We start from the raw sequence: 21,319 nt of genomic DNA on the forward strand, positions 1-21,319 counted from the left end.
ATTATTTCGCCAGCGCTTCGAGTTTGTCACGAAAACCGGTCACCGAGATGGCACGGTTGTCGGCGCGCCAGCGATCTTTTGCTGCCGGAGCCGAGCTCTGAACCGCAATCAATTGCCAGCCTTCCGGCGTTTTCAGCATTAACGGTGAACCGCTGTCGCCCGGTAACGTGTCGCACTGGTGTGAGAGCACACTGTTTTGCGCCCAAGCTGTCACCAGACAGTCGTGGTGGGTGTACAAGGTTTCCAGATGATCGAGCGGATAACCCGACTGCGTCACTTTGCGTTGTGCCACTTTCAGGGCTTCGGTCAGCGCATCTTTGTCTCCCACAAATATCGGCAGCGGTGTGATGCCGGAAGGTGGATTACGCAAAATAATCAGACCAAAATCCCAGGATGCTGCAGAAGCAGGGACAATCCAGCCGTCACCGTCGGGTTTCAGCCGTTTACCCAAAGAGGCATCCACGCGGCCTTCAATGCCGTGAATTTCATAACGCCAGCTCCCTTTTTGCGACACAAAACGCAGGGCTACTGCTTTGTCGGGTTTGCCGTGCGGCGGCGTTAAAAGACAGTGCCCGGCAGTCAGCGCCAGGTGGGGTGAGATCAGCGTGGCGGTACACAGATTACCGCTCGCGGTTTCCAGTTGTCCGATGGCGTCCCACGGGGAGCGCGTAGGGGCAGAGACAGGAACCCTGTCGTCCTGCCCAAAAAAGAGGGTTTTCACATCCCGGGCACTAATAGCGTCTTCGTTGCCATCATCAGCATGACCGTTAGCGGAGAAAAGAAAAATCGATCCCAGTAATAGCACAGCGGTTTTTCGCATATCTCACTCTGGTGGGTAATTATGTTTTTTTAAAGTAAACCCTGGTTCTTAACTATAGACGGGACGGCAGGAAAGTGGGAGTAAAATCAGCGTGCTACATCAGGAAAGATAGAACTGGAAGGCGATGAGCGCACAGATGATCAGCAATGACAGAATGAACTCAAAACGGTAACGTCGCATCATAGGCCCTCCAGAGAAAAACGGCGCTTCACCCTAAGGTTCAGCGCCGGTGTCAGACTCTACCTCAACAACAGGCAGGTACTACGCGGTCACTTATGCAGCTGGCTGTGCAGCCGGCTGAGTTGCAGTGTGTTTCACGTGTTTTTTGTGATGCTTGGTGGTTTTAGCCGCCTGAGCTTTCTGTTCAACAGCCGGTTTAGCAGCGTGTTTCACGTGTTTTTTGTGGTGCTTAGTGGTTTTAGCCGCCTGAGCCTTCTGCTCTACAGCTGGTTTAGCAGCAGCTTTTTTGTGGTGTTTTTTCACTTTAGCAGCCTGAGCTTTCTGTACTGCGGCTTTCTTATGTTTGTGAACTTTTTTCACTGGCGCTTTAGCAGCCGGTGCAGCGGTAGTGGTTGTTGTGGTCGCAGCAGGAGCAGCCGTAGTGGTAGCAGCATCAGCAGCGAAAGCAACAGAAGACAGACCCATAGCAGCGGCAACAACCAGAGCTAATACTTTTTTCATTCTGATATCCTCGAATTTGGTTTTTCATTCAACCCCACTGCGGGGCCGTTGAAAATACTATATCCCTGTAAACACATTGCTTCCGTGAGTCATTGGTATCGGCGTGTAACGTATTGTACAAAGCGAGGAATGGGGCTTTTACGCTGATTCTGCACACAATAAGGCCGTGTCGAAGGAGACGCCCGGCATCATGGCTTGCAGGCCATCGGTCAGCATGGAACCGGCGGCAAACAGTTCATCGAGCGGCATGGCGGGCAGGCTTTCGAGAATAAACCACATGTCTGCGTCGGATGCACTCAGGCGTGTGCGCACACCCTGACGCCAGTTCCAGCGCCGACAGGTCACTCCGGCGTCATCGCGCCAGACCACTTCACCTGCCTCAGGATGTTCCACGGTGGACATACCTTCTTTTAGCGTGTCGAAGGCTTCGGTGCCTTCTGCGATGACCAGCCGGGGCGAGCCCTGGTAGGCCGCGCTGTTTTCACCTCCCACCGGAATGGCATAACGCAGACTCACGGCATTGTAGAGGTCGACGACCGGATCCAGCGCAGCCATTGTCCCGTCGCGCAGCACCCGTTTTCGTAAGGCTTCGGCAGAACAGGGCGTGCGTTTAGGTTTCGCACCGAAGGCTTTAAAAGTCTCAGCCCAGGCATCGAGATGCGCCTGCGCCCAGTGCGGTTCGCCCGCCAGCACCGCAGTGCAGGCATCTTTAAGCGCTATTTCGCCCACGGACGCGTGGGTAATGGGTGCTGCCTTAACCTGAATGCTTAACGCACGAAATCCTGGGGCAAGGTGATAAATCTCTGGGCTGATTGACGGTGAGAGTGCAGACACGGGATAATCCTATAATGACCAATTTAATTCATGATATCGACCGATGACCAAAAAAGTCAATATACCGACCGTGACGGGCGCTGACGTGGAGAGCGTTAATGAAGCGGTTTCTGCGCGCATTAAGCTCTACCGTAAACTGAAAAAAATCTCGCTGGATGAGCTTTCGCGCCGTGCCGGGATCAGCAAAGGGATGCTGGTGGACATCGAAGGGTGTCGGGCGAACCCGAGTATTGCGCTGTTGTGCCGTCTGGCGGCGGCGATGGGGGTTTCGGTGGCGGATTTTGTCAACGTGGCCAGCGCGCCTCCGGTTCACCTGATTGCTGCCGAGGCGATTCCTGAACTGTGGCAAGGGGACAAAGGCGGGAGCGCACGGTTGCTCGCGGGGTCCAGTGGCCCGGATATGCTGGAACTGTGGGAGTGGCGGTTGATGCCGGGGGAGACGTTTACGTCGCCCGGTCATCCCGAGGGGACGACGGAGCTTTTGTATGTGATGTCCGGTGTGTTGACGCTGACGGTGAATGAGGATGCCTGGCAGATTGTGGCTGGCAGTTCGGCGGTGGCAAAGACCGATGCGCCACACGGCTACAGCAATGCCGGGGAAAGTGAGGTGGTGTTTGTGATGACGGTGAGCGAGCGGGGGCAATAGTGGTGGGCAGTGGTGCGGGTGTTCTCCTCACCCCGGCCCTCTCCCCAAAAGGGGCGAGGGAGTAAAGCGAGCCGCCTGAGCGGCTCCGGGTACTCTTACAAATAACGCTTCGTCAAATGATCACGGAAGTAGCGGCTGTTCAGGGCTTCGCCGGTGGCTTGCTCAATCAGTTGTGCGGTAGAGAAGCGGCTGCCGTGCTGCCAGATGTTCTGACGCAGCCAGTCAAACAGCGCGGAGAAATCTCCGTTGGCGACGGCGTTATCCAGCCCCGGCAGGGCGGTGCGGGCGGCATTGAACAACTGTGCGGCGTACATCGCACCCAGGGTGTAAGACGGGAAGTAACCAAAGCCACCGTCGGTCCAGTGAATATCTTGCATACAGCCGTTCTGGTAGTTACCCTCGGTGGATAAGCCCAGCCAGGCTTGCATCTTCTCATTCCACAGACCCGGGATGTCGTCCACGTCGATATCGCCGTCAATCAACGCGCGTTCAATCTCGTAGCGTAAAATCACGTGTGCCGGGTAACTCACTTCATCGGCATCCACCCGGATAAAGCCCGGCTTCACGCGCTGGTTCCAGGCAATAAAGTTGCTCTCTTCGAACGCCGGTTGCGCGCCAAAACGCTGCACAATGGCAGGCAGAAGCTGTTTCAGGAACGCATCGCTGCGCCCAAGCTGCATCTCAAAAAAGAGGCTCTGGGATTCGTGAATCGCCGTAGAACGCGCATGCGAAACCGGCTGACCCAGCCACTGGCGCGGCAGGTTTTGCTCGTAACGGGCATGCCCGGTTTCGTGGACCACGCCAAACAGGGCGCTGAGCAGTTCGTTTTCGTCGTAGCGGGTGGTGATGCGGACATCTTCCGGTACACCGCCGCAGAACGGGTGGGCACTGACGTCCAGTCGTCCGGCGTTAAAATCAAAGCCCAACAGCGTCATCGCCTCCAGCCCTAACTCACGCTGCGTGGCGGTCGGGAAGGGACCCTGCGGGGCAATCAACGTCTCGCGAGACTGTTTCTCAACCACGTTTGCCAGCAGATCCGGCAGCCAGGATTTCAGGTCAGCAAACAGCACATCCAGCTTGGCGCTGGTCATGTCCGGTTCGAAAATATCCAGCAGCGCGTCATAAGGTGAGCAGCCTTTGGCCTCTGCACGAATATGCGCTTCCTGGCGGCTCAGCTTGACCACCTCTTTCAGGTTGGCACTAAAACCTACCCAGTCATTCGCCGGACGCTGGCTACGCCAGGCGTGCTCGCACTTGCTTCCTGCCAGTGATTTGGCTTCGACCAGGCTTTCTGGCAGCAACGCGGCCTGCTGATAATGGCGGGTCATTTCGCGCAGATTGGCTTGTTCCACATCGTTGAGATCTTCTGACAGGGCATTGTGCAGCCACTCGCCGACGCGCTTATCGGTCAGGATCTGATGTTGTAACACGCCGAGTTCGGCAAGGGCTTCACCACGTGCGGTGCTACCGCCTGGGGGCATCATGGCGAACATGTCCCATCCGGCGATGGCGGAGAGGTGGGAGAATTTACTTAGACGACTGAATGTGCGGGTAAGGGATTCATAATTTTCATTTTTTTTCATGCGTACCAGCTTCCGTGAGTTGCGTGAATGAAATTGCGTGTCAGGGAGGATAGCAAAAAACTGGAGTGATTCCCCCTTTCTCTCTGGCGCTGGGACTCGGGAAGGTGGCAGGCCGTGTCACCTGATACCCGCTTCAGGGAAGCGGGTATCAGGCGGTCGGCACAGGATGCGTGATTTTTTAAGCGATCAGACGGCGGATAAACGAAACACACTGACCAGCTGATTCATTGAGCTGGCTTGATCGTTGAGCATGGATGAGGCCGCTACCGACTCTTCGACGAGGGCCGCATTCTGCTGGGTTGTTGTATCAATCTGGCCGATGGCAATATGGATTTGCTGAATACCATCGCTCTGTTCATTACTGGCCTGTTCAATCTCTTTTAAAATATGGGTGACGCTATCAACGTTAGTGACCATCTGATCCATTTGGTTATTCACTTCTTTCACCATGGCAAGTCCGCGTACGGTTTGTTCATTGGCATTGAGAATTAACGCACGAATATCTTTTGAAGACGTTGTGGTTTTTTGTGCCAGATTACGGACTTCCTGTGCCACAACCGCAAATCCACGACCATGTTCTCCTGCTCGTGCAGCTTCTACGGCGGCATTTAAGGCGAGAATATTGGTCTGGAAAGCAATGGAATCAATAAGGTTGATAATGTCCGACATTTTCTCCGCCGAACCACTGATATTCTGAATTTCATGCGTCAACGAAGCCATCAGTTTGCCGTTATTTTTGGCGGTAGTACTGGCCATTTCAGAAAGTTGTACGGCATTGATGGTATTGTCGCTGGTATTTTTTACCGTCGCGGTTATTTGCTCCATGGAGGCGGCGGTTTCTTCGATAGAACTGGCTTGCTCCTCTGTCCGGGCGGATAAATCACGAGTTCCTGACATAATTTGCGTTGCACCAGTGGCTATGTTTTCTGCGCCAGAACGAATATCCGTTACGATCCTTCTTAACTCTTCTTGCATGTTATGAATGGCGCGGGCAAGAAGGCCCGTTTCATCTCGCGAGGTTATTTTAATATCGACACCGAGGTCGCCATTAGCGATACGGCTTGCTGCTTCGACGGCCTGATTGAGGGGGGAAACAATGGCGCCAGAAATGATAATTGACAGAACTATACCGATCACCAGACAGAGTACGAAAAGACCTGACATGACCAGTCGGCTTGCGCTGAAGTCACTCAAGAAGTCAGTATAGGATGTTTGCATTTCATCACGTTGTAATTCGATGAATGCATCTATTGCTTCGGTATATTTTCCTTCTGCAGGTTTGGTGGTTGAGACATATTCAGTAATGGCAGATTGAGGGGAGGATTCTAATTTTGTGAGTACATTTCCTCGGGACTGAATATATGTCTGGCGTAATGCTATTATTTTGCTGAGCAGTGCTTGAGATTGAGCATCGGACGCAGATTCATTTATTGTTGCATATAACGCATTGATTCTACTTGTTCTGCCTTCAATCTGTTGCCTGAGTCTGGCTATTTCTTCGGGTCTGGTTTCAACCAAAATATTCAGAAGATCGATAGAAGAGGCGTTGGCATCGCGTATCAGGTTATTACCCATCGCGGTGGTAGGATAGTCCTCTGTCACTATTTTAGAAATTTTATCCCTGGCTTCGTTGAGGCGATAGAAAGAGTTGGCAGACATCACTAACATTAACGCTAATATTATCCCAAAGGATATCATTAGTTTTTTTCGTATGCTTAATCCAGAAACCTTATCGTTAATTTTGTTTTTCATTTCCATTCCTTAGTAAAGTGAATCATTACTGTCTGCGCATAGCATCTGTCGACTGATCTGGTATCGGCAGGAGAGCGTAAACAATTAGTGATTGATCGTTGGAAACTTAATTAATTTCAATTGTGATAGGTTTTGGCTATCAATTGTAATATATTGATCGATCCCACAAAATAATGTCTTCTCTGACCAATTTTTTTGCTTGATTAATGCTTAGATGATTCAAGATGACTGATTTACTTTTATTAAGCTGGTTACTCTTTAAATTCTCATCATGATAAGTGTTTTACTTAAATTCAAAAAAAATAGTGAGAATTGTCACTGAGCGCATTCGGTTGGAAAAAATAGGCTGGCGATTTAATACTAACGGAGTATCGGATATCGGCAGTCCTGAAGCCGGACTGACTTCAGGACGGTATCACGAAATGTGTGTCAAAATGCTTTTGCGTGCTCTGCCCATTGCGCTGGAAACGCAGTGGCGCGAAGAGCCGGAAGAATCGTCAGCACATTCACGCTTACCATTTTATGTATTACGAAGGGATCTTCCTCCAGCCAGTTAGTTACGCTGTCAACATCCTCACTGTTAAAAAGGATATAACCACCGGTTCCGCTACCTAACGGCCCTGCAAAAATGATCGTCCCCGCATTAAAGCCATTAATGAGCCATTGTTTATGCCCATCAAGTTGTGTGGATAATGTTTCCTCTGGGCACAGATAATATAAAGTAACAGCATGCAGCATAATAAACTCCTACGACGGGTAAATATCATTGAGAATATGTGGGATGGAGGCGAGGGCGCTTGCAATTTCGCGCTGTTTGACCTCTTCTCCTTTCGAGATGCCTTCCGCCCGAATAAATTCCACGTGAGTAATGCCGAGAAACGCGAAGAAGTTGCGCAGGTAGCGCTCCTGAAAATCCATCTCAACGAGCGGCGTATTGGCGTAAAAACCGCCTCTTGCAGAGACAACAATGATCGTTTTGCCACCAGCAAGGCCTACCGGTCCCTGTGCCGTGTACCGAAAGGTTTTTCCCGGCTGCGCGAGCCTGTCGAGCCAGGCTTTGAGCTGGCTCGACACAGAAAAGTTATACATTGGGGCACCAATGATAAGGGTGTCGCTTGCCAGAAATTCTTCGACTAGCTTGTCAGAAAGCTGGTGCTCACGTGTCAGATCCTCTCCCGCCGACGCCCCATCCGGAACGGGTCTGAACCCGGCGGCAATATTGCCGGTTAAGTGCCGAATTTCATCTTTAACAACATCCCGATACACAACACTTTCATATCGACCTGTCTGCGTCATTTGCCTTACCACTTCGTGAGACAGCTGACGAGTAACGGAACGTTCCTGAGCAATGCTTGAGTCTATATGGAGGATTTTCATCACAGTTGTACCTTAGTGGTTTGATGTGTTGATGCTGCGTGCCGCCTTGTCAATAAGTGCAGCGACGTCATCGGGATGCGAGAGCATCGACATATGACTGGAGGGAAGGCGTGAGAGCCTTGCGCCCATCTCCGTTGCAATCCGCACCTGTGTTGCCGGTTTTAGTGCGTTGTCGTTCTCGGTAAGCAGATACCAGGCGGGTTTGTCATGCCATGCCGCATGTCTGACTTTTTGTGTGAAAGCCAGTGCGGCGATAGGTTGTTGGGCTGCTGCCCACACCCGGGCTTGTGATGCTGGCAGATCGTTGGCCATCACATGGTGAAAGGCCTGCGCATCATCGAGCCAGATAAGCCCATTTTTATCTGCTGCCATGCCCTCCATGGGAGCGTTAAGCCGCTGCAGCAGGTCGGCCACGGATTCCCCGTTGTCGGGCACAAGCGCCGAAAGATAGACCAGCCCCTTCACTTTTGGTGTGTTTCCGGCCTCCGTAATCACGGCCCCTGCCCATGAATGACCGACCAGCAGAACATCACCCTGTTGTCGTTCAAGAACGCGTTGGGTTGCTGTGATGTCGTCATTGAGTGAGCTCAGGGGGTTTTGCACAGCAGTGACGTGGTAGCCCTTTGACTGCAGGCGCTCGGTGACGGCAGCCCAGCTTGAACCATCGGCAAACGCACCGTGCACCAGAACGATATTTTTCAGTTGCAGTACCTGCGCATGCAGGTTGAAGGTAGCGGCCGCGGACAAGCAGGAGAGCAAAAAGCCTGCTCGCTTCATGTGATGAAAGAGATTGCGCATCGAATAACCTTTTGTAAGCGAGATGCTGTGCAGTGTATGAAGGACGGTGTGATGTATGAAGTGTCTTTAATGACGTATATCATGCAAAATCGGACAATATGATGACGGAGGAACAGATGATGCGCATTGCCCTGCTGGCTATGCCAGGGAGTATGAAATCTGCCATCGCGGGATTGTCAGATATGTTCTGGCTGGCAAACCAGGTGATTGCGCAAAACCCGGACGAGAGTGGTACAAGCATGCTGTCTGAACCTTTCTTTAACGTTCAGGTGATAAGTCATGATGGTCAGTCGGTTCCTGATGCGCAGGGCAGGCGTATCGAGTGTGACGGAGCGTTCCTGGACAATGAGACGTTTGATCTGATCATCGCCAGCGGCATGCGCCTGGATGAGGAGAAGTTTCCTGTCGCCAGGGGAGCGCTTGCTGATGCCGCAGCATGGGTCAAAGCGCACGCGTCACACGGAACCTGCGTTGCAGGTGCCTGTGCAGGCGGATTTGTGTTGGCTGAGGCAGGTTTACTGGATGGACGAAAGTGCGCCACGACCTGGTGGCTCTACCACACCTTCACAGAACGCTATCCGCGGGCAAAACCGATATGGGGGAGGGTACTCGTGGAAGATAATAATGTGATGACTACCGGAGGGCCACTTTCCTGGGTTGATCTGGTGCTCCATATAGTGCGCGAGCGAGTGGGTCCGCAAACCGCCAGACTTACGGCGGATATGGCCGTGGCCGACAGCCAACCGCTCTCCCAACAACTCTATGCGCCAGCAGGTTTTCGTCACTCCCGACACCCTTTGCTCATCAAAGCGGAAGATCTGGTGCGTTATCAGAACCCGTCGATAACCGTTGAACAACTCGCCGCAGCGCTAAACATGACAACCCGAACGCTCAATCGCAAAATGGTTGAGCTTGTTCATGAAAGCCCTAAAACGTTTATTACCCGTGTGCGTATTGAAACTGCAACATTGATGCTGGAAAAACCCGGCATCACGATTTATCACGTCGCGAACGCGTGCGGTTACAGTGATGAGACTGCGTTCAGGCGTGCTTTTAACACCATCATGGGAATGTCACCGGGTAATTATAAAGAGTGGCTCAGGAACCGTGCTGGAGGAGAAAAATAAGGATGATATTTGTTGGCCCCTTTTAATACTTCATAAAATTAAAAGGGGCCAACTGTTATTTTATCAGTCGCGCAACGAAAGGCAGATTGCGATATTTCCCTTCCCACGGCATGCCGTAGCCAATCAGCAGGTCGTCATTTTCCATTTCCAGCGCGTAATACTGTTTCACTGGAATGGTCACCCGACCGGGTTTGACGAACAGCACGGCAACGGAGACCGAGGCCGGAGAATAATTCTGCGAAATAAACTCAACCAGGCGCTTCATTGTGCCACCGGATTCAATCGCATCATCGATGATGATGACGTGCTTATTGTGGATATCGATGTTGTGGTGGTAGACGATGTCTGACTGATTATGCCTGTCGCCGGGCGTGTGTGGGCAGGAGATGTAATCCATCCGGATAGGAAAATTCAGCTGTCGGGTCAGGTCTGCCGTAAAGAGTGTGCCGCCCGGAACGACAGTGATCACCACCGCTTCGGTAAAATCGTGATTGATTGCTGTAGCAACCTTGCTGACGCCGCTGGCGATCGCTTCGGTGGAGAGAATGATATCGCCGACAGGTTTTCTGTTCATGCCGTTTCCTGAAATATTGGCTCATAGGAGACGCAAAAGTATCATAATCGAGCATTAAGGCAATCCTGTTCAACGGTAAATAATCATAAATTAACATTACTCATCACAAATGAGCATGGTCTGCTTTTGCCTGGGCATGGTGCCAGAGCGCATCGCGGGCGATATTTTTCATTTTAACTTCGCACATGATGTCGAATTCTGTAAAAGAGAGCGCCCAGTCATTAAGCGTGGAATTAAAGTAAAAGTCAGAGTGCGCCCGAAGTTTGGTTTTCGGCACGCCCAATGCATTCTGATCCGGAAAACCCTGTACCGGGATGAGCCCTTCCTGGGAGATTGAGTAGTGCATGACCGGGCGCACGCCGCGCCAGGATTCGACTATGCAGGCAATCCGTGGGTCGTCTGGCCGAATAAACGCATTCTCTTTTACCCAGTGATGGTGAATATCGAGCACGATCGGGCAGAGGGATTGCGCCTGCAAAACATCATCCAGCGAGCAGGACATTTCATCATTCTCGACCGTCAGCATCAGTCTTGCTTCGGGAGTGAGTCTGTCAAAAGCGTCCTTAAACCCGCTGAATCCCGCTTTGCCATTCATATGAATGTTGATTTTGAAGTCCTGAAACGAGCGACCATATCCCATGAGCAGGGCACAGGTTGCGTGATACTCCAGATCTTCCAGTGCACGCTCCACCACCTGCGGGTTGTCAGACGCCAGCACGGAATACTGACCGGGATGGAAGGACAGTCGAATGTTGTGCGCGCGTGCCAGCTCGCCGCAACGGGCAAAAAGCGGAGCAAGCTCGAGCATCAATTCCTGATACACTGGTGTGGCTTCCGGCACGGTGTACAGTGGCAGCAAATCACTGCCGATACGCATCATCCGCAGCGCGGGTGGTTGAGTGGTCAGTTGCTCTAAAGTGAGATGAAGGTTCGTCAGGTTGGTTATCGACAGCGTCTGCAACAGTGTTGATCTTGCATCACTATTGAGGCTAAGAAAGCGCGTACGGGTTGTCGATTTAAAAGGAAAAGGTTGTTTAAATTGCGCATCCAGAAACTTACATGCAAAGCCTAATTTCATGTATCCCCCGTTATTCTTCGCCAGTGAGTGTAGCAGTTGCTGGCGATGGCTACGGAGGCTGAGACATCCTTACTGCATTGATTTCTTCAATGGTTGGAAGCGTTGTTATGAAGAATAACAATAATCCCCGCAATTTAGTGTGGCTTCATAGCGAAGAGTGATTCTGCAAACCATAATAAATAAGTCTTAGCTTCAGAACGCAAATCAACCACGCAGCGTAATGTATGAATCCATTTGTCTGGGTAATGTTTGCTTTGATGGCGCTTGATGCAGTCAGAGAGTTGATTGGTGCATCTTCGATAATCGTGATGTTCTAGTCGGTCAGGCCCGGAGCAACAACAACCCCGCCGTAACGGGGCTCACGTTGACACCGTTTAACGCAAACGGCGGTGGAGATGACTGCCCACGAAAAGTGCTAACACCAGCATCAGCGCAATAAACCCGCCGACACCGTTCCAGCCATAGTTATGCCAGAACACGCCCCCCAGGGTACCCGCAATACTCGAACCGAGATAATAGCTGAACAGATACAGCGATGACGCCTGACCTTTGGCGCGGCGTGCGCGTGGGCCAATCCAGCTGCTGGCGACCGAGTGTGAAGCGAAGAACCCGGCAGTGAACAGCAGCATACCTGCGAAGATGACCCACAAAGAGGGAATTAGCGTCAGTAACAGACCGGTAAGCATAATGGCAATCGAACCGAGCATCACCGGACCACGCCCATATTTTGCCGTCATGGCACCGGCTTTCGGTGAGCTCCAGGTCCCGGTCAGATAGGCCACCGACAGCAATCCCACGACGGCCTGGGAGAGCATCCACGGTGACGCCATCAGGCGATAACCGATGTAGTTGAACAGGGTGACAAACGATCCCATCAAAAGGAAACCTTCGAGGAACAGCAGCGGCAAACCGCGATCCCGCCAGTGCAGGCGGAAGTTAATCATCAGCGTGCGTGGGCGAAGAGAAGAAGGGCGGAAATGGCGTGATTCAGGAAGAATACGCCAGAACATCAACGCCGAGGCAAGGGCGAAACAGCCAATGACCGCCAGGGCAATGCGCCAGTTAAAGAAGTCGGTGAAGACACCGCTGAGCAGTCGCCCGCTCATCCCACCAATCGAGTTTCCGCTGATATAGAGACCCATGGAGAAGGCCACGAAGCTTGGGTGGATCTCTTCACTTAAGTAGGTCATGCCGACGGCCGCAACCCCGCTCAGTGAAAGTCCTAACAATGCACGCATCACCAGTATGCCGTGCCAACTGGTCATCATGGTTGACAGCAGCGTACAACAGGACGCCAGCAGCAGGGCTGTCACCATCACTTTTTTGCGCCCGATGGCATCCGAAAGCGGACCGGTGAAGAGCAGACCAATTGCCAGCATGGCGGTGGAAATCGACAGGGAAATACTGCTGTTGGCCGGTGAGACGCCAAATTCCTGCGACAGCACTGGCAGAATAGGCTGTACGCAGTAGAGCAGGGCAAAGGTTGCCAGTCCGGCCGAGAAAAGCGCCAGGGTGACGCGCATGAATTGGGGAGTACCACGTTTAATGTATTGGGTCGGTAATGCTGGGGCGGTGTCGTCGGCACCACTGACAGGGAGGGTATCGACGGTTGATGTACGGCTCACTTTAAGTCCTTAAATGGGTATCCCGATAAGACGGGGATAACAATAAGGGTATGAAAGGCAAAATATTCTGTCTAATATATTAATAGTCTCAATTGATATGTTTAAGATATGAATATTGAACTCCGCCATTTGCGCTATTTTATTGCGGTCGCTGAAGAGCTACATTTTGGCCATGCAGCAGCACGACTGAATATTTCTCAGCCCCCGTTAAGTCAGCAAATTCAAATCCTCGAACAGCAAATTGGAGCCAGATTGCTCGCCCGTACCAACCGCAGCGTGATGCTAACGCCTGCCGGAAGGCAGTTTCTGGCCGACAGTCGGCAGATTTTAAGTCAGGTGGACGATGCTGCCGCTCGTGCGGTCCGCTTGCACCAGGGAGAGACAGGGGAGCTGCGTATCGGTTTTACCTCCTCTGCGCCTTTTATCAAAGCCGTTTCCGATACCCTTTCTTCTTTTCGCCAGTTATACCCGGATGTGCATATCCAGACACGGGAAATCAACACCCGTGAACAGATAGCACCGCTCAATGACGGTGGACTGGAACTGGGGTTAATGCGTAACACCTTGCTGCCGGACACACTGGCCTGGGAAGTGATACTGCGTGAACCTCTGCTGGCGATGATTCATCGCGATCACCCTCTGGCGACTAAGCCTGGCGTGTCGCTGGTGGAGCTGGCGCGCGAGCCGTTTGTCTTTTTCGATCCGCACGTCGGCACCGGGCTGTATGACGATATTCTGGGGCTGTTGCGACGCTATAACCTGACGCCAACCATCACCCAGGAGGTGGGGGAAGCGATGACCATTGTCGGACTGGTGGCCGCCGGGTTGGGTGTATCGATTCTGCCCGCGTCTTTTCGTCGTGTGCAACTGAATGAAATTCGCTGGGTTCCGATTATTGAAGACGATGCGATTTCAGAAATGTGGCTGGTGTGGGCAAAACACCGCGAACAGGGAACAGCGGCACGGCGTTTCAAACAAAAACTCATTGCGGCGGTGAATGGGTAAAAAATGCGCAGATTGACCCTGTAAAATGTGCTGTAAATCACAAGGCTACGTAAATATTTGACGGCGAGTATTGAAGTGCTTCACCATATCGAAAAGTTTATTTCGAGCTCAAAAATAAAGGGAGTCTTAGGTGGTTGCTGATAGTCAGCCTGGTCATATTGATCAAATTAAGCAGACCAACGCGGGGGCGGTGTACCGCCTTATTGATCAGCTTGGCCCGGTATCGCGTATCGATCTTTCACGGCTGGCCCAACTTGCGCCTGCCAGTATTACCAAGATTGTGCGCGAAATGCTCGAAGCACACCTGGTTCAGGAGACCGAAATCCAGGAGCCTGGAAGCCGCGGACGCCCGGCTGTCGGGCTGATGGTGGAGACTGAAGCCTGGCACTATCTCTCTTTACGTATCAGCCGGGGGGAGATTTATCTCTCCCTGCGCGATCTCAGCAGCAAGCTGGTGGTGGAGGAGAAGCGCGAACTGCCGCTCTCCGATGAGACTCCTTTGTTGGCGCGTATTATTGACCATATTGATACGTTCTTTACTCGCCACACCCAGAAGCTGGAACGTCTGACGGCCATCGCCATCACGCTGCCCGGTATTATTGATACTGAAAATGGCATTGTGCACCGTATGCCGTTTTATGAAGACGTGAAAGACATGCCGCTGGGTGAAGCGCTGGAAAAGCACACCGGTGTGCCGGTTTACGTCCAGCATGACATCAGCGCCTGGACGATGGCAGAAGCCTTGTTCGGCGCCTCACGTGGTGCCCGCGATGTGATTCAGGTGGTTATCGATCATAACGTGGGTGCGGGTGTCATTACTGATGGGCGACTGCTCCATGCCGGTAGCAGCAGCTTGGTGGAAATTGGGCATACGCAGGTCGATCCTTACGGTAAGCGCTGCTACTGTGGCAACCACGGTTGCCTGGAAACGATTGCGAGCGTGGAAAGCGTGCTGGAGCTGGCACAGCTGCGCATGAGCCAGTCGATGAGTTCGATGTTGCATCAACAGCCGCTGACGGTTGAATCCTTATGTGATGCCGCCCAGCGGGGCGATCTGCTGGCAAAAGATATTATCGCCGGTGTGGGGGCGAATGTCGGACGTATCCTCGCCATTATGGTGAATTTATTCAACCCACAAAAAATCCTTATCGGTTCGCCGCTGAGCAAAGCTGCAGACATCCTCTTTCCCGCCATTGCAGACTGTATCCGCCAGCAGGCGCTCCCGGCTTACAGTAAGCATATCGCCGTGGAAAGCACGCAATTCACCAACCAGGGCACTATGGCGGGAGCTGCGCTGGTCAAAGACGCGATGTATAACGGCTCACTCCTTATCCGTTTGTTACAGGGTTAACATTTTTTCACTGTTGTACTAAAAATTGCGCTATCTCAAGCTGAGCAATCTACGGCTAACGTAGACTTTCCCCACTGAATTATTTTCCTGATTTATATTTTCGTAGCAAAACGGTGGGGTTAGCGATGCTTAAGCGTTTCTTTGTCACAGGGACAGATACCTCTGTCGGCAAGACAGTGGTGTCCCGCGCGCTGCTTCAGGCGCTGGCGGCCAGCGGTAGGACCGTCGCGGGTTACAAACCCGTCGCTAAAGGGAGTAAAGAGACACCTGAAGGCCTGCGTAATAAAGATGCCATGGTTCTGCAGAGCGTTTCTTCCATAGAGTTACCGTATTCCGCAGTCAATCCTATTGCGCTGAGCGAAGATGAAAGCAGTGTCGCGCATAGTTTTCCTATAAACTACACCCTGCTGTCCAACGGCCTGGCGCACTTATGCGATCGGGTTGACCATGTGGTGGTCGAAGGTACCGGCGGCTGGCGTAGCCTGATGAACGATCTGCGTCCGCTTTCTGAGTGGGTGGTGCAGGAGCAAATGGCGGTAGTGATGGTGGTCGGCATTCAGGAGGGTTGTATCAACCACGCCCTGTTAACGGCTCAGGCGATTGCCAGCGATGGGCTGCCGCTGATTGGCTGGGTCGCAAACCGCATAAATCCGGGTCTTGCGCACTATGCCGAAATCATCAATGTTCTGAGCCGCAAACTGCCAGCACCGCTGGTGGGCGAACTGCCGTATCTTCCGCGCGCTGAACAGCGTGACTTATCTCAGTATATCAATCTGACGATGGCGAAAGGGATGCTGGTTGCGGAGCGGATTCTGGCGTAATTGGTTGTTTCCCCTCACCCTTTTGGGAGGAGGGGAATACCCGTCACGCGTTATCACACATCACTATGAATATTAAGCACCCGGCGGGTTCGGCCAGAGCTTAAGTATTCGGCAATATAGTCCTGCGAAATCTCCCCGTTGTAACGTCCGCCTTCGTCCACAATGGGCATCCAACTGGTGTTACTTTCGTACAATCGTGACAGCACAATACGCAGGTTATCTTCGGCTTTGCCGGTGATACGGAACGGATGCAGAAGTTCCGCACAACTGCTCTGCGCGTTGCGTGCTTCGCGACGCTTCACAAAGCCCAATGGTTTCCCTTCGCCATCGACGACGGTGATGGCGCGGATGTCATTGTCATCCATCAGGGTGAAGGCTTCTGCGGCGGAGGTGGATTCACGCACAGTGATCGTTGGTTGCTTGTCGGTCACATCGCCCGCAGATACCAGCAACAGGCGTTTAAGCGTGCGGTCCTGACCCACAAACGAGCCGACAAATTCGTTAGCCGGTTTGGCTAATAACTCATCCGGGCTGGCGCACTGCACAATACGACCCTGTCGGAACACCGCGATGCGATCGCCCAGTTTCAGCGCTTCATCGATATCATGGCTCACCAGCATCACGGTCTTTTTCAGCGTCCGCTGCATCTCCAGGAACTGGTTCTGGATAACTTCACGGTTAATCGGGTCGACCGCACCGAAAGGTTCATCCATCAGCAGTACCGGCGGATCCGCCGCCAGCGCACGAATCACACCTATACGCTGCTGCTGCCCGCCGGACATTTCACGCGGGTAACGGTGGAGAAACTTCTTCGAATCCATCGCCACCATGTCCATAAGTTCTTCGGCGCGTGATTTGCATTTGGCTTTATCCCAGCCCAGCATGCGTGGCACGACGGTGATGTTTTCTTCGATGGTCATATTCGGAAACAGGCCAATTTGCTGAATGACATAACCAATGTTGCGACGCAGGGTGACAATGTCCATTTCGCTGGTGTCTTGATCGTTAATCAGGATCTTACCGCTGCTGGGCATGATCAGCCGGTTGATCATCTTAAGCGTGGTGGTTTTGCCGCAGCCTGATGGCCCCAACAGCACACACATTTCGCCTTCCGGCACGTTAAGATTGACGTTATCGACGGCTTTCATTGTCTGGCCGTTTTTTTGGTTAAATTGTTTGGTCAGATTTTCCAGTTTAATCATTATCGAATCCCCTTCGGTGTCAGAACCACCTGTAAACGGTGCAGTAACCAGTCAAGTACGATGGCCAGCAAACAAATCATCAACGCACCAGCAATCAACATACGAATGTCACTTCCGCCGATGCCGTTCAGTAACAGCAGCCCCAGGCCGCCTGCGCCAATCACGGCGGCAATGGCCATGACGCCAATATTCATCACTACGGCGGTACGAATCCCGCCGAAAATCACCGGCAGCGCCATCGGGATCTCCACCCAGCGCAGGCGCTGCCAGAAAGTCATACCGATGCCGCGTCCTGCTTCACGCAGGCCGGGGGGTAGGCTGTCGAGGGCGGTGTGGGTGTTGCGCACAATCGGCAGCAGTGAGTAAAGGAATACGGCGGTGATGGCGGGCAAAGCGCCAATACCCTGGCCGACCAGTGAAAACAGCGGGATCATCAGGCCGAACAGCGCAATAGACGGAATGGTCAGCACCAGCGTTGCCAGCCCCAGAACCGGTGTCGCTAGCCATTTGTGACGCACAATCAGAATGCCCAGTGGCACACCAATCACGATCGCCAGTCCTACGGCGAGCAGCACCAGCCAAAGATGCTGGAACGTCAGGGTCGCCAGATAACCCCAGTTGTCGATCATGTAGTGAATCGTATCCATGAATTCTCCTTACAGCAGTTTCTTGTCGCGCAGAAAATCTCGCGCCACCTGCTGCGGCGTTTGATGGTCGATATCGACTTTTGCGTTGAGGTTAATGATGACGTCATTGTTAAGCTGGCTGGAGAGGGTATTTAGCGCTTCCTCCAGACCTGGATTGGCCTCCAGCGTGTCTTTGCGCACCACCGGCGTGACGGCGTAACTTGGGAAAAATCCCTTGTCATCTTCGAGCACCTTCAGGTCGAACCCTTTAATGCGTCCATCAGTGGTGTAGATCAGCCCGGCATCAACAAAGCCATCACGCACGGCGTTATAGACAAGGCCTGGGTCCATCTGGCGAATCTGCGGTCTGTCCAGCTCAAGATTATAGGCCTGCTGGAAGGGTTTCATGCCGTCGCTACGCCCGGCGAACTCCAGATCCAATCCCAGTAGCCAGTTGTGTTTCGGGTCGGTTTTGCGGATGTGTTCAATCTTCGCCACCATGTCCGACATGGTATTGATGTGCTCTTCTTCCGCGCGTTTACGCTGCATCGCAAACGCATAGGTGTTATTCATGTCAGCCGGTTTCAGCCAGACCAGACCGTGCTTCGCATCCAGGCGTTTTACCGTTTCGTAAGACTGTTCCGGCGTCATGCGCTCTTTGATATGGTTAAAGATGATGAGGGATGTGCCGGTGTACTCCCAGGTCATATCAATCTGTTTGTTGATCATCGCGTTACGGGAAATTACCGTCGCAATGTTGGTTTGTGGCTGCACCTGAAAGCCCTTCTTTTGCAGGTACTGCACGGTGAGAGCCGACAAAATATGCTGCTCAGTAAAACTCTTCGTCGCCAAAATTAGTGGAGCGGCCTGCGCGCTGGCGGTAAAGACCAGTGCGGCACTCAGTACACCCAACAGGCGGGAAAATAGCGTCATAACGTATCCTTTTTATTGTTTTCAGGCGGTGTGCGGGCTCAGGTAGCGACCCAGCGCAGCCAGCAAGGTGTCCAGAATCAGTGCAAACAGTGCGGTGGCAGCGGCCCCCAGAATCAGGGTTGGGAAGTCATTAAGGTAGATACCCGGGAAGATCAGCTCACCATAGCTGCTGGCACCAATCAGGAACGCCAGTGGGGCAGTACCCACGTTGATGGCGGTTGCGATGCGCACACCGGAGAGGATGACCGGCAGCGCGTTCGGTAATTCCACCTGATACAGACGCTGCCATTTGGTCATCCCGATGCCGTTCGCTGCTTCCAGCATTGATGCCGGAACCGAACACAAACCGGCGTAGGTGTTACGCACGATGGGGAGCAGTGAGGCAAGGAATAGGGCAATGATCGCCGGGGTGTCACCAATGCCAATGACCACCATCGCCAGCGCCAGCACTGCCAGCGGTGGAAGTGTGTTGCCCACGTTGAAGATTTGCATGACGTATTCAGCCACGCCCCGTGCAGCAGGGCGGCTTAAGGCAATCCCGCTGGGGATGCCGATGAGCAGGGCAAAGAACATCGAGCTGAACACCAGAATCAGGTGCTGTTGCCCGAGATAGACCAAATCAACCTGACGGGCTTTGATCGTTTCGAGACCAATACCCCAGACCAGAAGCGCCAGCACGGCAGCGATAGCCGCGACAAAAAGTATGGCGCGTGAGAGTGCGGAAGTGTGCATTGCAGTGTGTCTCCCTGTGTGCATGCGTTATTGCAACGACCCGTTGCGTGTTGTTATGCCATGTGCGGCAGGGTCCTTTTGCTATAGCAAGCACCTGGGAAGGATTCCAGTTTTAGGGATATCTTTTAAGATGCGGATTTTGCTGATGATTTGTCGGATGCCAGTGGGCATAACGGCTTGCGGGGTAAGTAAAGAATTGTCTTAAAAGCAACGGGCATAAGTGACGTTGTCACCTATGCTCGTTTTAGAATACCGAATAAATTCAGCGATAGAGAGGTTTAAGCGCCACCGGCATTACCAGTCGGGCCTGCCAGTCAACCAGCGTTTTCTGTGCCAGTTTACCAAGCGACTGCCAGAACGGATGCTGCGCTTCCTGGATAAAGACGTCCAGAAAACGGCCAGACCAGGGCAGCAGGTGCCAGGCCAGCAACTCGTCACAGGTGGCAGTATTCCGGCTCTCGGCAAGCCAGGCGGCCAGCATCAATAAGGTGCCAAAGTGGTCTTCCGGCACGTTCTGATTTGCTTCCCAGGCTATCTGGTTTTCCCGCATCCACTGGCGTAAAGCCAGAGTTGAGTCGCCAAACAACACGCTCTCTTTATCCAGCCAGACCGATCCCCATGGCGGCGCAGGCAGTGCCCACGGCCCGATAAATAGCCGTTGCCAGGCGGCTTCAAGCGACTCGTCAGAAGGTGTTATAAAGCCTTCGGCCAGAGGAGCTAAGACCTCTTGCGCCAGCGGCCACTGGAATTGCCATTCACCCGTGATAAAGGCATCAACAATCGGTTTGACCTGTTCGCTGTCCGGGGGGAAAGAAAACAGAGCACCGAGGATCCTGGCGCTGAAGGCAAAATCATCGCGGTATAAGGATTCTGACATACACACTCCTTGCGTAAATTAACCGGCGACCGCCATGCCGACCGTCATATGCAATCCGTAAAACAGACCACGGCCAATCAGTTCGCCGGCCACCACCAGTGTTACACCGGCAAGCAGGCTGGTTACGCGCGGTGATTTGCGCATTGCCAGTGGGCAAATCCAGCAGCCCAGGCCCGCGACCAGCAGCACCATTCGCCAGACCTGTAAACTGCCGTAATCCGGCACCAGTGCGTTCGCCTGCACCACCGAACTGTGTACCGCGCTGAGGCTCATCGCCTGCAGCATGACCAGCGCCAGGCTTGCCAGCAGTGCGGCGACGCTCAGTGAGGCAAAGGTCGCACCGTTAAACGGCGTTTTTGCAACGCGCAGCAGCAGCGCCGCCAGCAGCGGACCACCGAGCAACATCGTCAGGAAGAAACCGACGGTGGTGTAAGCCGAGTGCCAGGTCGGAACCGTGTCAATCTGGTACACCCGGGTCATCGCCCAGACAAACACCACGCCCAGCACCATGCTCACCATCAGCCAGAGTTTGCCCAGCGTAGCCGGCATTTTGCCCAGCTGAGTTACCAGCCACCAGAAACCGCCCACGGCGAAGAAGACTGAACCAGCGGCGATTTCATTACTCAACGCCGAAGCGCCCACCCGGTTCAGGGAGTTGAAGGCGCGCATCGGGGACCCCAGGTGCAGCATCGACGCGATAAACCCGATGCCCATCAGCACCCAAAGAAAGAACATGCTGCGGGTGATGCGCTGCTGGCTGTCGGCGTCATCTTTTGCCGCCAGCCAGGCCAGCCCCATCACGATTAACCCGCCCGCCACGCACTGCCCGAGCACCGTAAACAACACCAGCGGCCATTCATGCCATCCGTTACCCATC

Annotated in this window: 24 protein-coding genes; 6 read left to right on the forward strand and 18 right to left on the reverse strand. The window is 53.1% G+C overall.

The features are described from left to right. Window position 1: 1 nt before the first annotated feature. The 4 genes from AC5JPW_RS25680 to AC5JPW_RS25695 form a co-directional block, all read right to left on the reverse strand. Complete coding sequence (locus AC5JPW_RS25680) at window positions 2-820, reverse strand: trypsin-like serine peptidase (RefSeq protein ID WP_494244325.1); 819 nt, start codon at window positions 818-820, stop codon at window positions 2-4. Between the two features lie 99 nt (window positions 821-919). After that, window positions 920-1,003, reverse strand: a complete 84-nt coding sequence (gene ydgU, locus AC5JPW_RS25685) for a small membrane protein YdgU (RefSeq protein WP_494244449.1) — start codon at window positions 1,001-1,003, stop codon at window positions 920-922. A 90-nt stretch (window positions 1,004-1,093) separates the two neighbouring features. Further along, window positions 1,094-1,501 carry an acid resistance repetitive basic protein Asr gene (gene asr, locus AC5JPW_RS25690; protein ID WP_494244327.1) on the reverse strand — a complete coding sequence of 136 codons (408 nt, stop codon included), beginning with the start codon at window positions 1,499-1,501 and terminating at the stop codon, window positions 1,094-1,096. 138 nt (window positions 1,502-1,639) lie between these two features. Beyond that, window positions 1,640-2,335 carry a B3/B4 domain-containing protein gene (locus tag AC5JPW_RS25695; protein WP_494244328.1) on the reverse strand — a complete coding sequence of 232 codons (696 nt, stop codon included), beginning with the start codon at window positions 2,333-2,335 and terminating at the stop codon, window positions 1,640-1,642. A 43-nt stretch (window positions 2,336-2,378) separates the two neighbouring features. On the opposite strand from AC5JPW_RS25695, the gene AC5JPW_RS25700 reads away from it, so the two are divergent. Next, the gene (locus AC5JPW_RS25700; RefSeq protein WP_494244330.1) at window positions 2,379-2,981 is read left to right on the forward strand and encodes a helix-turn-helix domain-containing protein; all 603 of its coding nucleotides are present in this window, start codon (window positions 2,379-2,381) and stop codon (window positions 2,979-2,981) included. Between the two features lie 95 nt (window positions 2,982-3,076). Here the strand turns inward: AC5JPW_RS25700 and AC5JPW_RS25705 are convergent, their stop codons facing one another. From AC5JPW_RS25705 to AC5JPW_RS25725, 5 genes are all read right to left on the reverse strand, one after another. Further along, window positions 3,077-4,564, reverse strand: coding sequence for a carboxypeptidase M32 (locus tag AC5JPW_RS25705; protein WP_494244332.1), 1,488 nt, complete (start codon window positions 4,562-4,564; stop codon window positions 3,077-3,079). 186 nt (window positions 4,565-4,750) lie between these two features. Further along, a complete protein-coding gene (locus AC5JPW_RS25710; protein ID WP_494244333.1) occupies window positions 4,751-6,316 on the reverse strand; it encodes a methyl-accepting chemotaxis protein in 1,566 nt (521 codons plus the stop codon). Window positions 6,317-6,745: 429 nt separating this feature from the next. Further along, a complete protein-coding gene (locus AC5JPW_RS25715) occupies window positions 6,746-7,054 on the reverse strand; it encodes a YciI family protein (RefSeq protein WP_494244334.1) in 309 nt (102 codons plus the stop codon). A 9-nt stretch (window positions 7,055-7,063) separates the two neighbouring features. Then, a complete protein-coding gene (locus tag AC5JPW_RS25720) occupies window positions 7,064-7,693 on the reverse strand; it encodes an FMN-dependent NADH-azoreductase (RefSeq protein WP_494244335.1) in 630 nt (209 codons plus the stop codon). A gap of 12 nt (window positions 7,694-7,705) precedes the next feature. Then, the gene (locus AC5JPW_RS25725) at window positions 7,706-8,491 is read right to left on the reverse strand and encodes an alpha/beta hydrolase (RefSeq protein WP_494244337.1); all 786 of its coding nucleotides are present in this window, start codon (window positions 8,489-8,491) and stop codon (window positions 7,706-7,708) included. 119 nt (window positions 8,492-8,610) lie between these two features. Here AC5JPW_RS25725 and AC5JPW_RS25730 point away from each other — a divergent pair, with 119 nt between their 5' ends. Continuing rightward, on the forward strand, window positions 8,611-9,618 hold the full coding sequence (locus AC5JPW_RS25730; protein ID WP_494244451.1) for a GlxA family transcriptional regulator: 1,008 nt from the start codon (window positions 8,611-8,613) through the stop codon (window positions 9,616-9,618). A gap of 55 nt (window positions 9,619-9,673) precedes the next feature. Here AC5JPW_RS25730 and AC5JPW_RS25735 read toward each other — a convergent pair whose 3' ends face one another. Both AC5JPW_RS25735 and AC5JPW_RS25740 read right to left on the reverse strand, forming a co-directional pair. Then, window positions 9,674-10,192 carry a phosphoribosyltransferase gene (locus AC5JPW_RS25735; RefSeq protein ID WP_494244339.1) on the reverse strand — a complete coding sequence of 173 codons (519 nt, stop codon included), beginning with the start codon at window positions 10,190-10,192 and terminating at the stop codon, window positions 9,674-9,676. Window positions 10,193-10,295: 103 nt separating this feature from the next. After that, entirely contained in the window at window positions 10,296-11,270 is a 975-nt protein-coding gene (locus tag AC5JPW_RS25740) for a UV damage endonuclease UvsE (protein WP_494244340.1), read from the reverse strand. 224 nt (window positions 11,271-11,494) lie between these two features. Between AC5JPW_RS25740 and AC5JPW_RS25745 the strand changes: the two genes are divergently transcribed. Beyond that, window positions 11,495-11,587, forward strand: a complete 93-nt coding sequence (locus AC5JPW_RS25745) for a KPN_01571 family protein (RefSeq protein WP_494244342.1) — start codon at window positions 11,495-11,497, stop codon at window positions 11,585-11,587. 57 nt (window positions 11,588-11,644) lie between these two features. Here AC5JPW_RS25745 and AC5JPW_RS25750 read toward each other — a convergent pair whose 3' ends face one another. After that, window positions 11,645-12,895 (reverse strand): MFS transporter, encoded by a 1,251-nt coding sequence (locus tag AC5JPW_RS25750; RefSeq protein ID WP_494244344.1) that lies wholly within the window; start codon window positions 12,893-12,895, stop codon window positions 11,645-11,647. Window positions 12,896-13,003: 108 nt separating this feature from the next. Between AC5JPW_RS25750 and AC5JPW_RS25755 the strand changes: the two genes are divergently transcribed. From AC5JPW_RS25755 to bioD, 3 genes are all read left to right on the forward strand, one after another. Then, entirely contained in the window at window positions 13,004-13,900 is an 897-nt protein-coding gene (locus tag AC5JPW_RS25755; protein ID WP_494244346.1) for a LysR family transcriptional regulator, read from the forward strand. A 130-nt stretch (window positions 13,901-14,030) separates the two neighbouring features. Then, window positions 14,031-15,251, forward strand: a complete 1,221-nt coding sequence (mlc, locus tag AC5JPW_RS25760) for a sugar metabolism global transcriptional regulator Mlc (RefSeq protein ID WP_494244348.1) — start codon at window positions 14,031-14,033, stop codon at window positions 15,249-15,251. 125 nt (window positions 15,252-15,376) lie between these two features. Continuing rightward, window positions 15,377-16,072, forward strand: a complete 696-nt coding sequence (gene bioD / locus AC5JPW_RS25765; RefSeq protein WP_494244349.1) for a dethiobiotin synthase — start codon at window positions 15,377-15,379, stop codon at window positions 16,070-16,072. Between the two features lie 53 nt (window positions 16,073-16,125). On the opposite strand, the gene osmV is transcribed toward bioD, so the two are convergent. The 6 genes from osmV to AC5JPW_RS25795 form a co-directional block, all read right to left on the reverse strand. After that, complete coding sequence (gene osmV / locus AC5JPW_RS25770) at window positions 16,126-17,274, reverse strand: osmoprotectant ABC transporter ATP-binding protein OsmV (RefSeq protein ID WP_494244351.1); 1,149 nt, start codon at window positions 17,272-17,274, stop codon at window positions 16,126-16,128. Further along, a complete protein-coding gene (gene osmW, locus AC5JPW_RS25775; protein WP_494244352.1) occupies window positions 17,274-17,921 on the reverse strand; it encodes an osmoprotectant ABC transporter permease OsmW in 648 nt (215 codons plus the stop codon). Before osmW ends, osmV begins: the two co-directional genes overlap by 1 nt. A gap of 9 nt (window positions 17,922-17,930) precedes the next feature. After that, on the reverse strand, window positions 17,931-18,833 hold the full coding sequence (gene osmX, locus AC5JPW_RS25780) for an osmoprotectant ABC transporter substrate-binding protein OsmX (RefSeq protein WP_494244354.1): 903 nt from the start codon (window positions 18,831-18,833) through the stop codon (window positions 17,931-17,933). Between the two features lie 21 nt (window positions 18,834-18,854). Continuing rightward, window positions 18,855-19,565, reverse strand: coding sequence for an osmoprotectant ABC transporter permease OsmY (osmY, locus tag AC5JPW_RS25785; RefSeq protein ID WP_494244356.1), 711 nt, complete (start codon window positions 19,563-19,565; stop codon window positions 18,855-18,857). Window positions 19,566-19,827: 262 nt separating this feature from the next. Further along, the gene (gene dmsD / locus AC5JPW_RS25790; RefSeq protein ID WP_494244358.1) at window positions 19,828-20,442 is read right to left on the reverse strand and encodes a Tat proofreading chaperone DmsD; all 615 of its coding nucleotides are present in this window, start codon (window positions 20,440-20,442) and stop codon (window positions 19,828-19,830) included. A gap of 18 nt (window positions 20,443-20,460) precedes the next feature. Further along, on the reverse strand, window positions 20,461-21,318 hold the full coding sequence (locus AC5JPW_RS25795) for a dimethyl sulfoxide reductase anchor subunit family protein (RefSeq protein WP_494238985.1): 858 nt from the start codon (window positions 21,316-21,318) through the stop codon (window positions 20,461-20,463). Between the last annotated feature and the right edge of the window lies 1 nt (window position 21,319).

It is taken from the genome of Phytobacter sp., assembly GCF_059074235.1.

Bases quoted from the DNA above. Each gene is read 5' to 3' on its own strand.
- AC5JPW_RS25735 (WP_494244339.1), bottom strand. From the start codon at position 10,192: ATGAACAGAAAACCTGTCGGCGATATCATTCTCTCCACCGAAGCGATC.
- AC5JPW_RS25710 (WP_494244333.1), bottom strand. From the start codon at position 6,316: ATGAAAAACAAAATTAACGATAAGGTTTCTGGATTAAGCATACGAAAA.
- bioD (WP_494244349.1), top strand. From the start codon at position 15,377: ATGCTTAAGCGTTTCTTTGTCACAGGGACAGATACCTCTGTCGGCAAG.
- AC5JPW_RS25795 (WP_494238985.1), bottom strand. From the start codon at position 21,318: ATGGGTAACGGATGGCATGAATGGCCGCTGGTGTTGTTTACGGTGCTC.
- ydgU (WP_494244449.1), bottom strand. From the start codon at position 1,003: ATGATGCGACGTTACCGTTTTGAGTTCATTCTGTCATTGCTGATCATC.
- dmsD (WP_494244358.1), bottom strand. From the start codon at position 20,442: ATGTCAGAATCCTTATACCGCGATGATTTTGCCTTCAGCGCCAGGATC.
- AC5JPW_RS25680 (WP_494244325.1), bottom strand. From the start codon at position 820: ATGCGAAAAACCGCTGTGCTATTACTGGGATCGATTTTTCTTTTCTCC.
- AC5JPW_RS25715 (WP_494244334.1), bottom strand. From the start codon at position 7,054: ATGCTGCATGCTGTTACTTTATATTATCTGTGCCCAGAGGAAACATTA.
- AC5JPW_RS25720 (WP_494244335.1), bottom strand. From the start codon at position 7,693: ATGAAAATCCTCCATATAGACTCAAGCATTGCTCAGGAACGTTCCGTT.
- AC5JPW_RS25730 (WP_494244451.1), top strand. From the start codon at position 8,611: ATGCGCATTGCCCTGCTGGCTATGCCAGGGAGTATGAAATCTGCCATC.
- AC5JPW_RS25700 (WP_494244330.1), top strand. From the start codon at position 2,379: ATGACCAAAAAAGTCAATATACCGACCGTGACGGGCGCTGACGTGGAG.
- osmY (WP_494244356.1), bottom strand. From the start codon at position 19,565: ATGCACACTTCCGCACTCTCACGCGCCATACTTTTTGTCGCGGCTATC.
- osmW (WP_494244352.1), bottom strand. From the start codon at position 17,921: ATGGATACGATTCACTACATGATCGACAACTGGGGTTATCTGGCGACC.
- asr (WP_494244327.1), bottom strand. From the start codon at position 1,501: ATGAAAAAAGTATTAGCTCTGGTTGTTGCCGCTGCTATGGGTCTGTCT.
- AC5JPW_RS25740 (WP_494244340.1), bottom strand. From the start codon at position 11,270: ATGAAATTAGGCTTTGCATGTAAGTTTCTGGATGCGCAATTTAAACAA.
- AC5JPW_RS25745 (WP_494244342.1), top strand. From the start codon at position 11,495: ATGAATCCATTTGTCTGGGTAATGTTTGCTTTGATGGCGCTTGATGCA.
- AC5JPW_RS25755 (WP_494244346.1), top strand. From the start codon at position 13,004: ATGAATATTGAACTCCGCCATTTGCGCTATTTTATTGCGGTCGCTGAA.
- osmX (WP_494244354.1), bottom strand. From the start codon at position 18,833: ATGACGCTATTTTCCCGCCTGTTGGGTGTACTGAGTGCCGCACTGGTC.
- AC5JPW_RS25705 (WP_494244332.1), bottom strand. From the start codon at position 4,564: ATGAAAAAAAATGAAAATTATGAATCCCTTACCCGCACATTCAGTCGT.
- osmV (WP_494244351.1), bottom strand. From the start codon at position 17,274: ATGATTAAACTGGAAAATCTGACCAAACAATTTAACCAAAAAAACGGC.
- AC5JPW_RS25725 (WP_494244337.1), bottom strand. From the start codon at position 8,491: ATGCGCAATCTCTTTCATCACATGAAGCGAGCAGGCTTTTTGCTCTCC.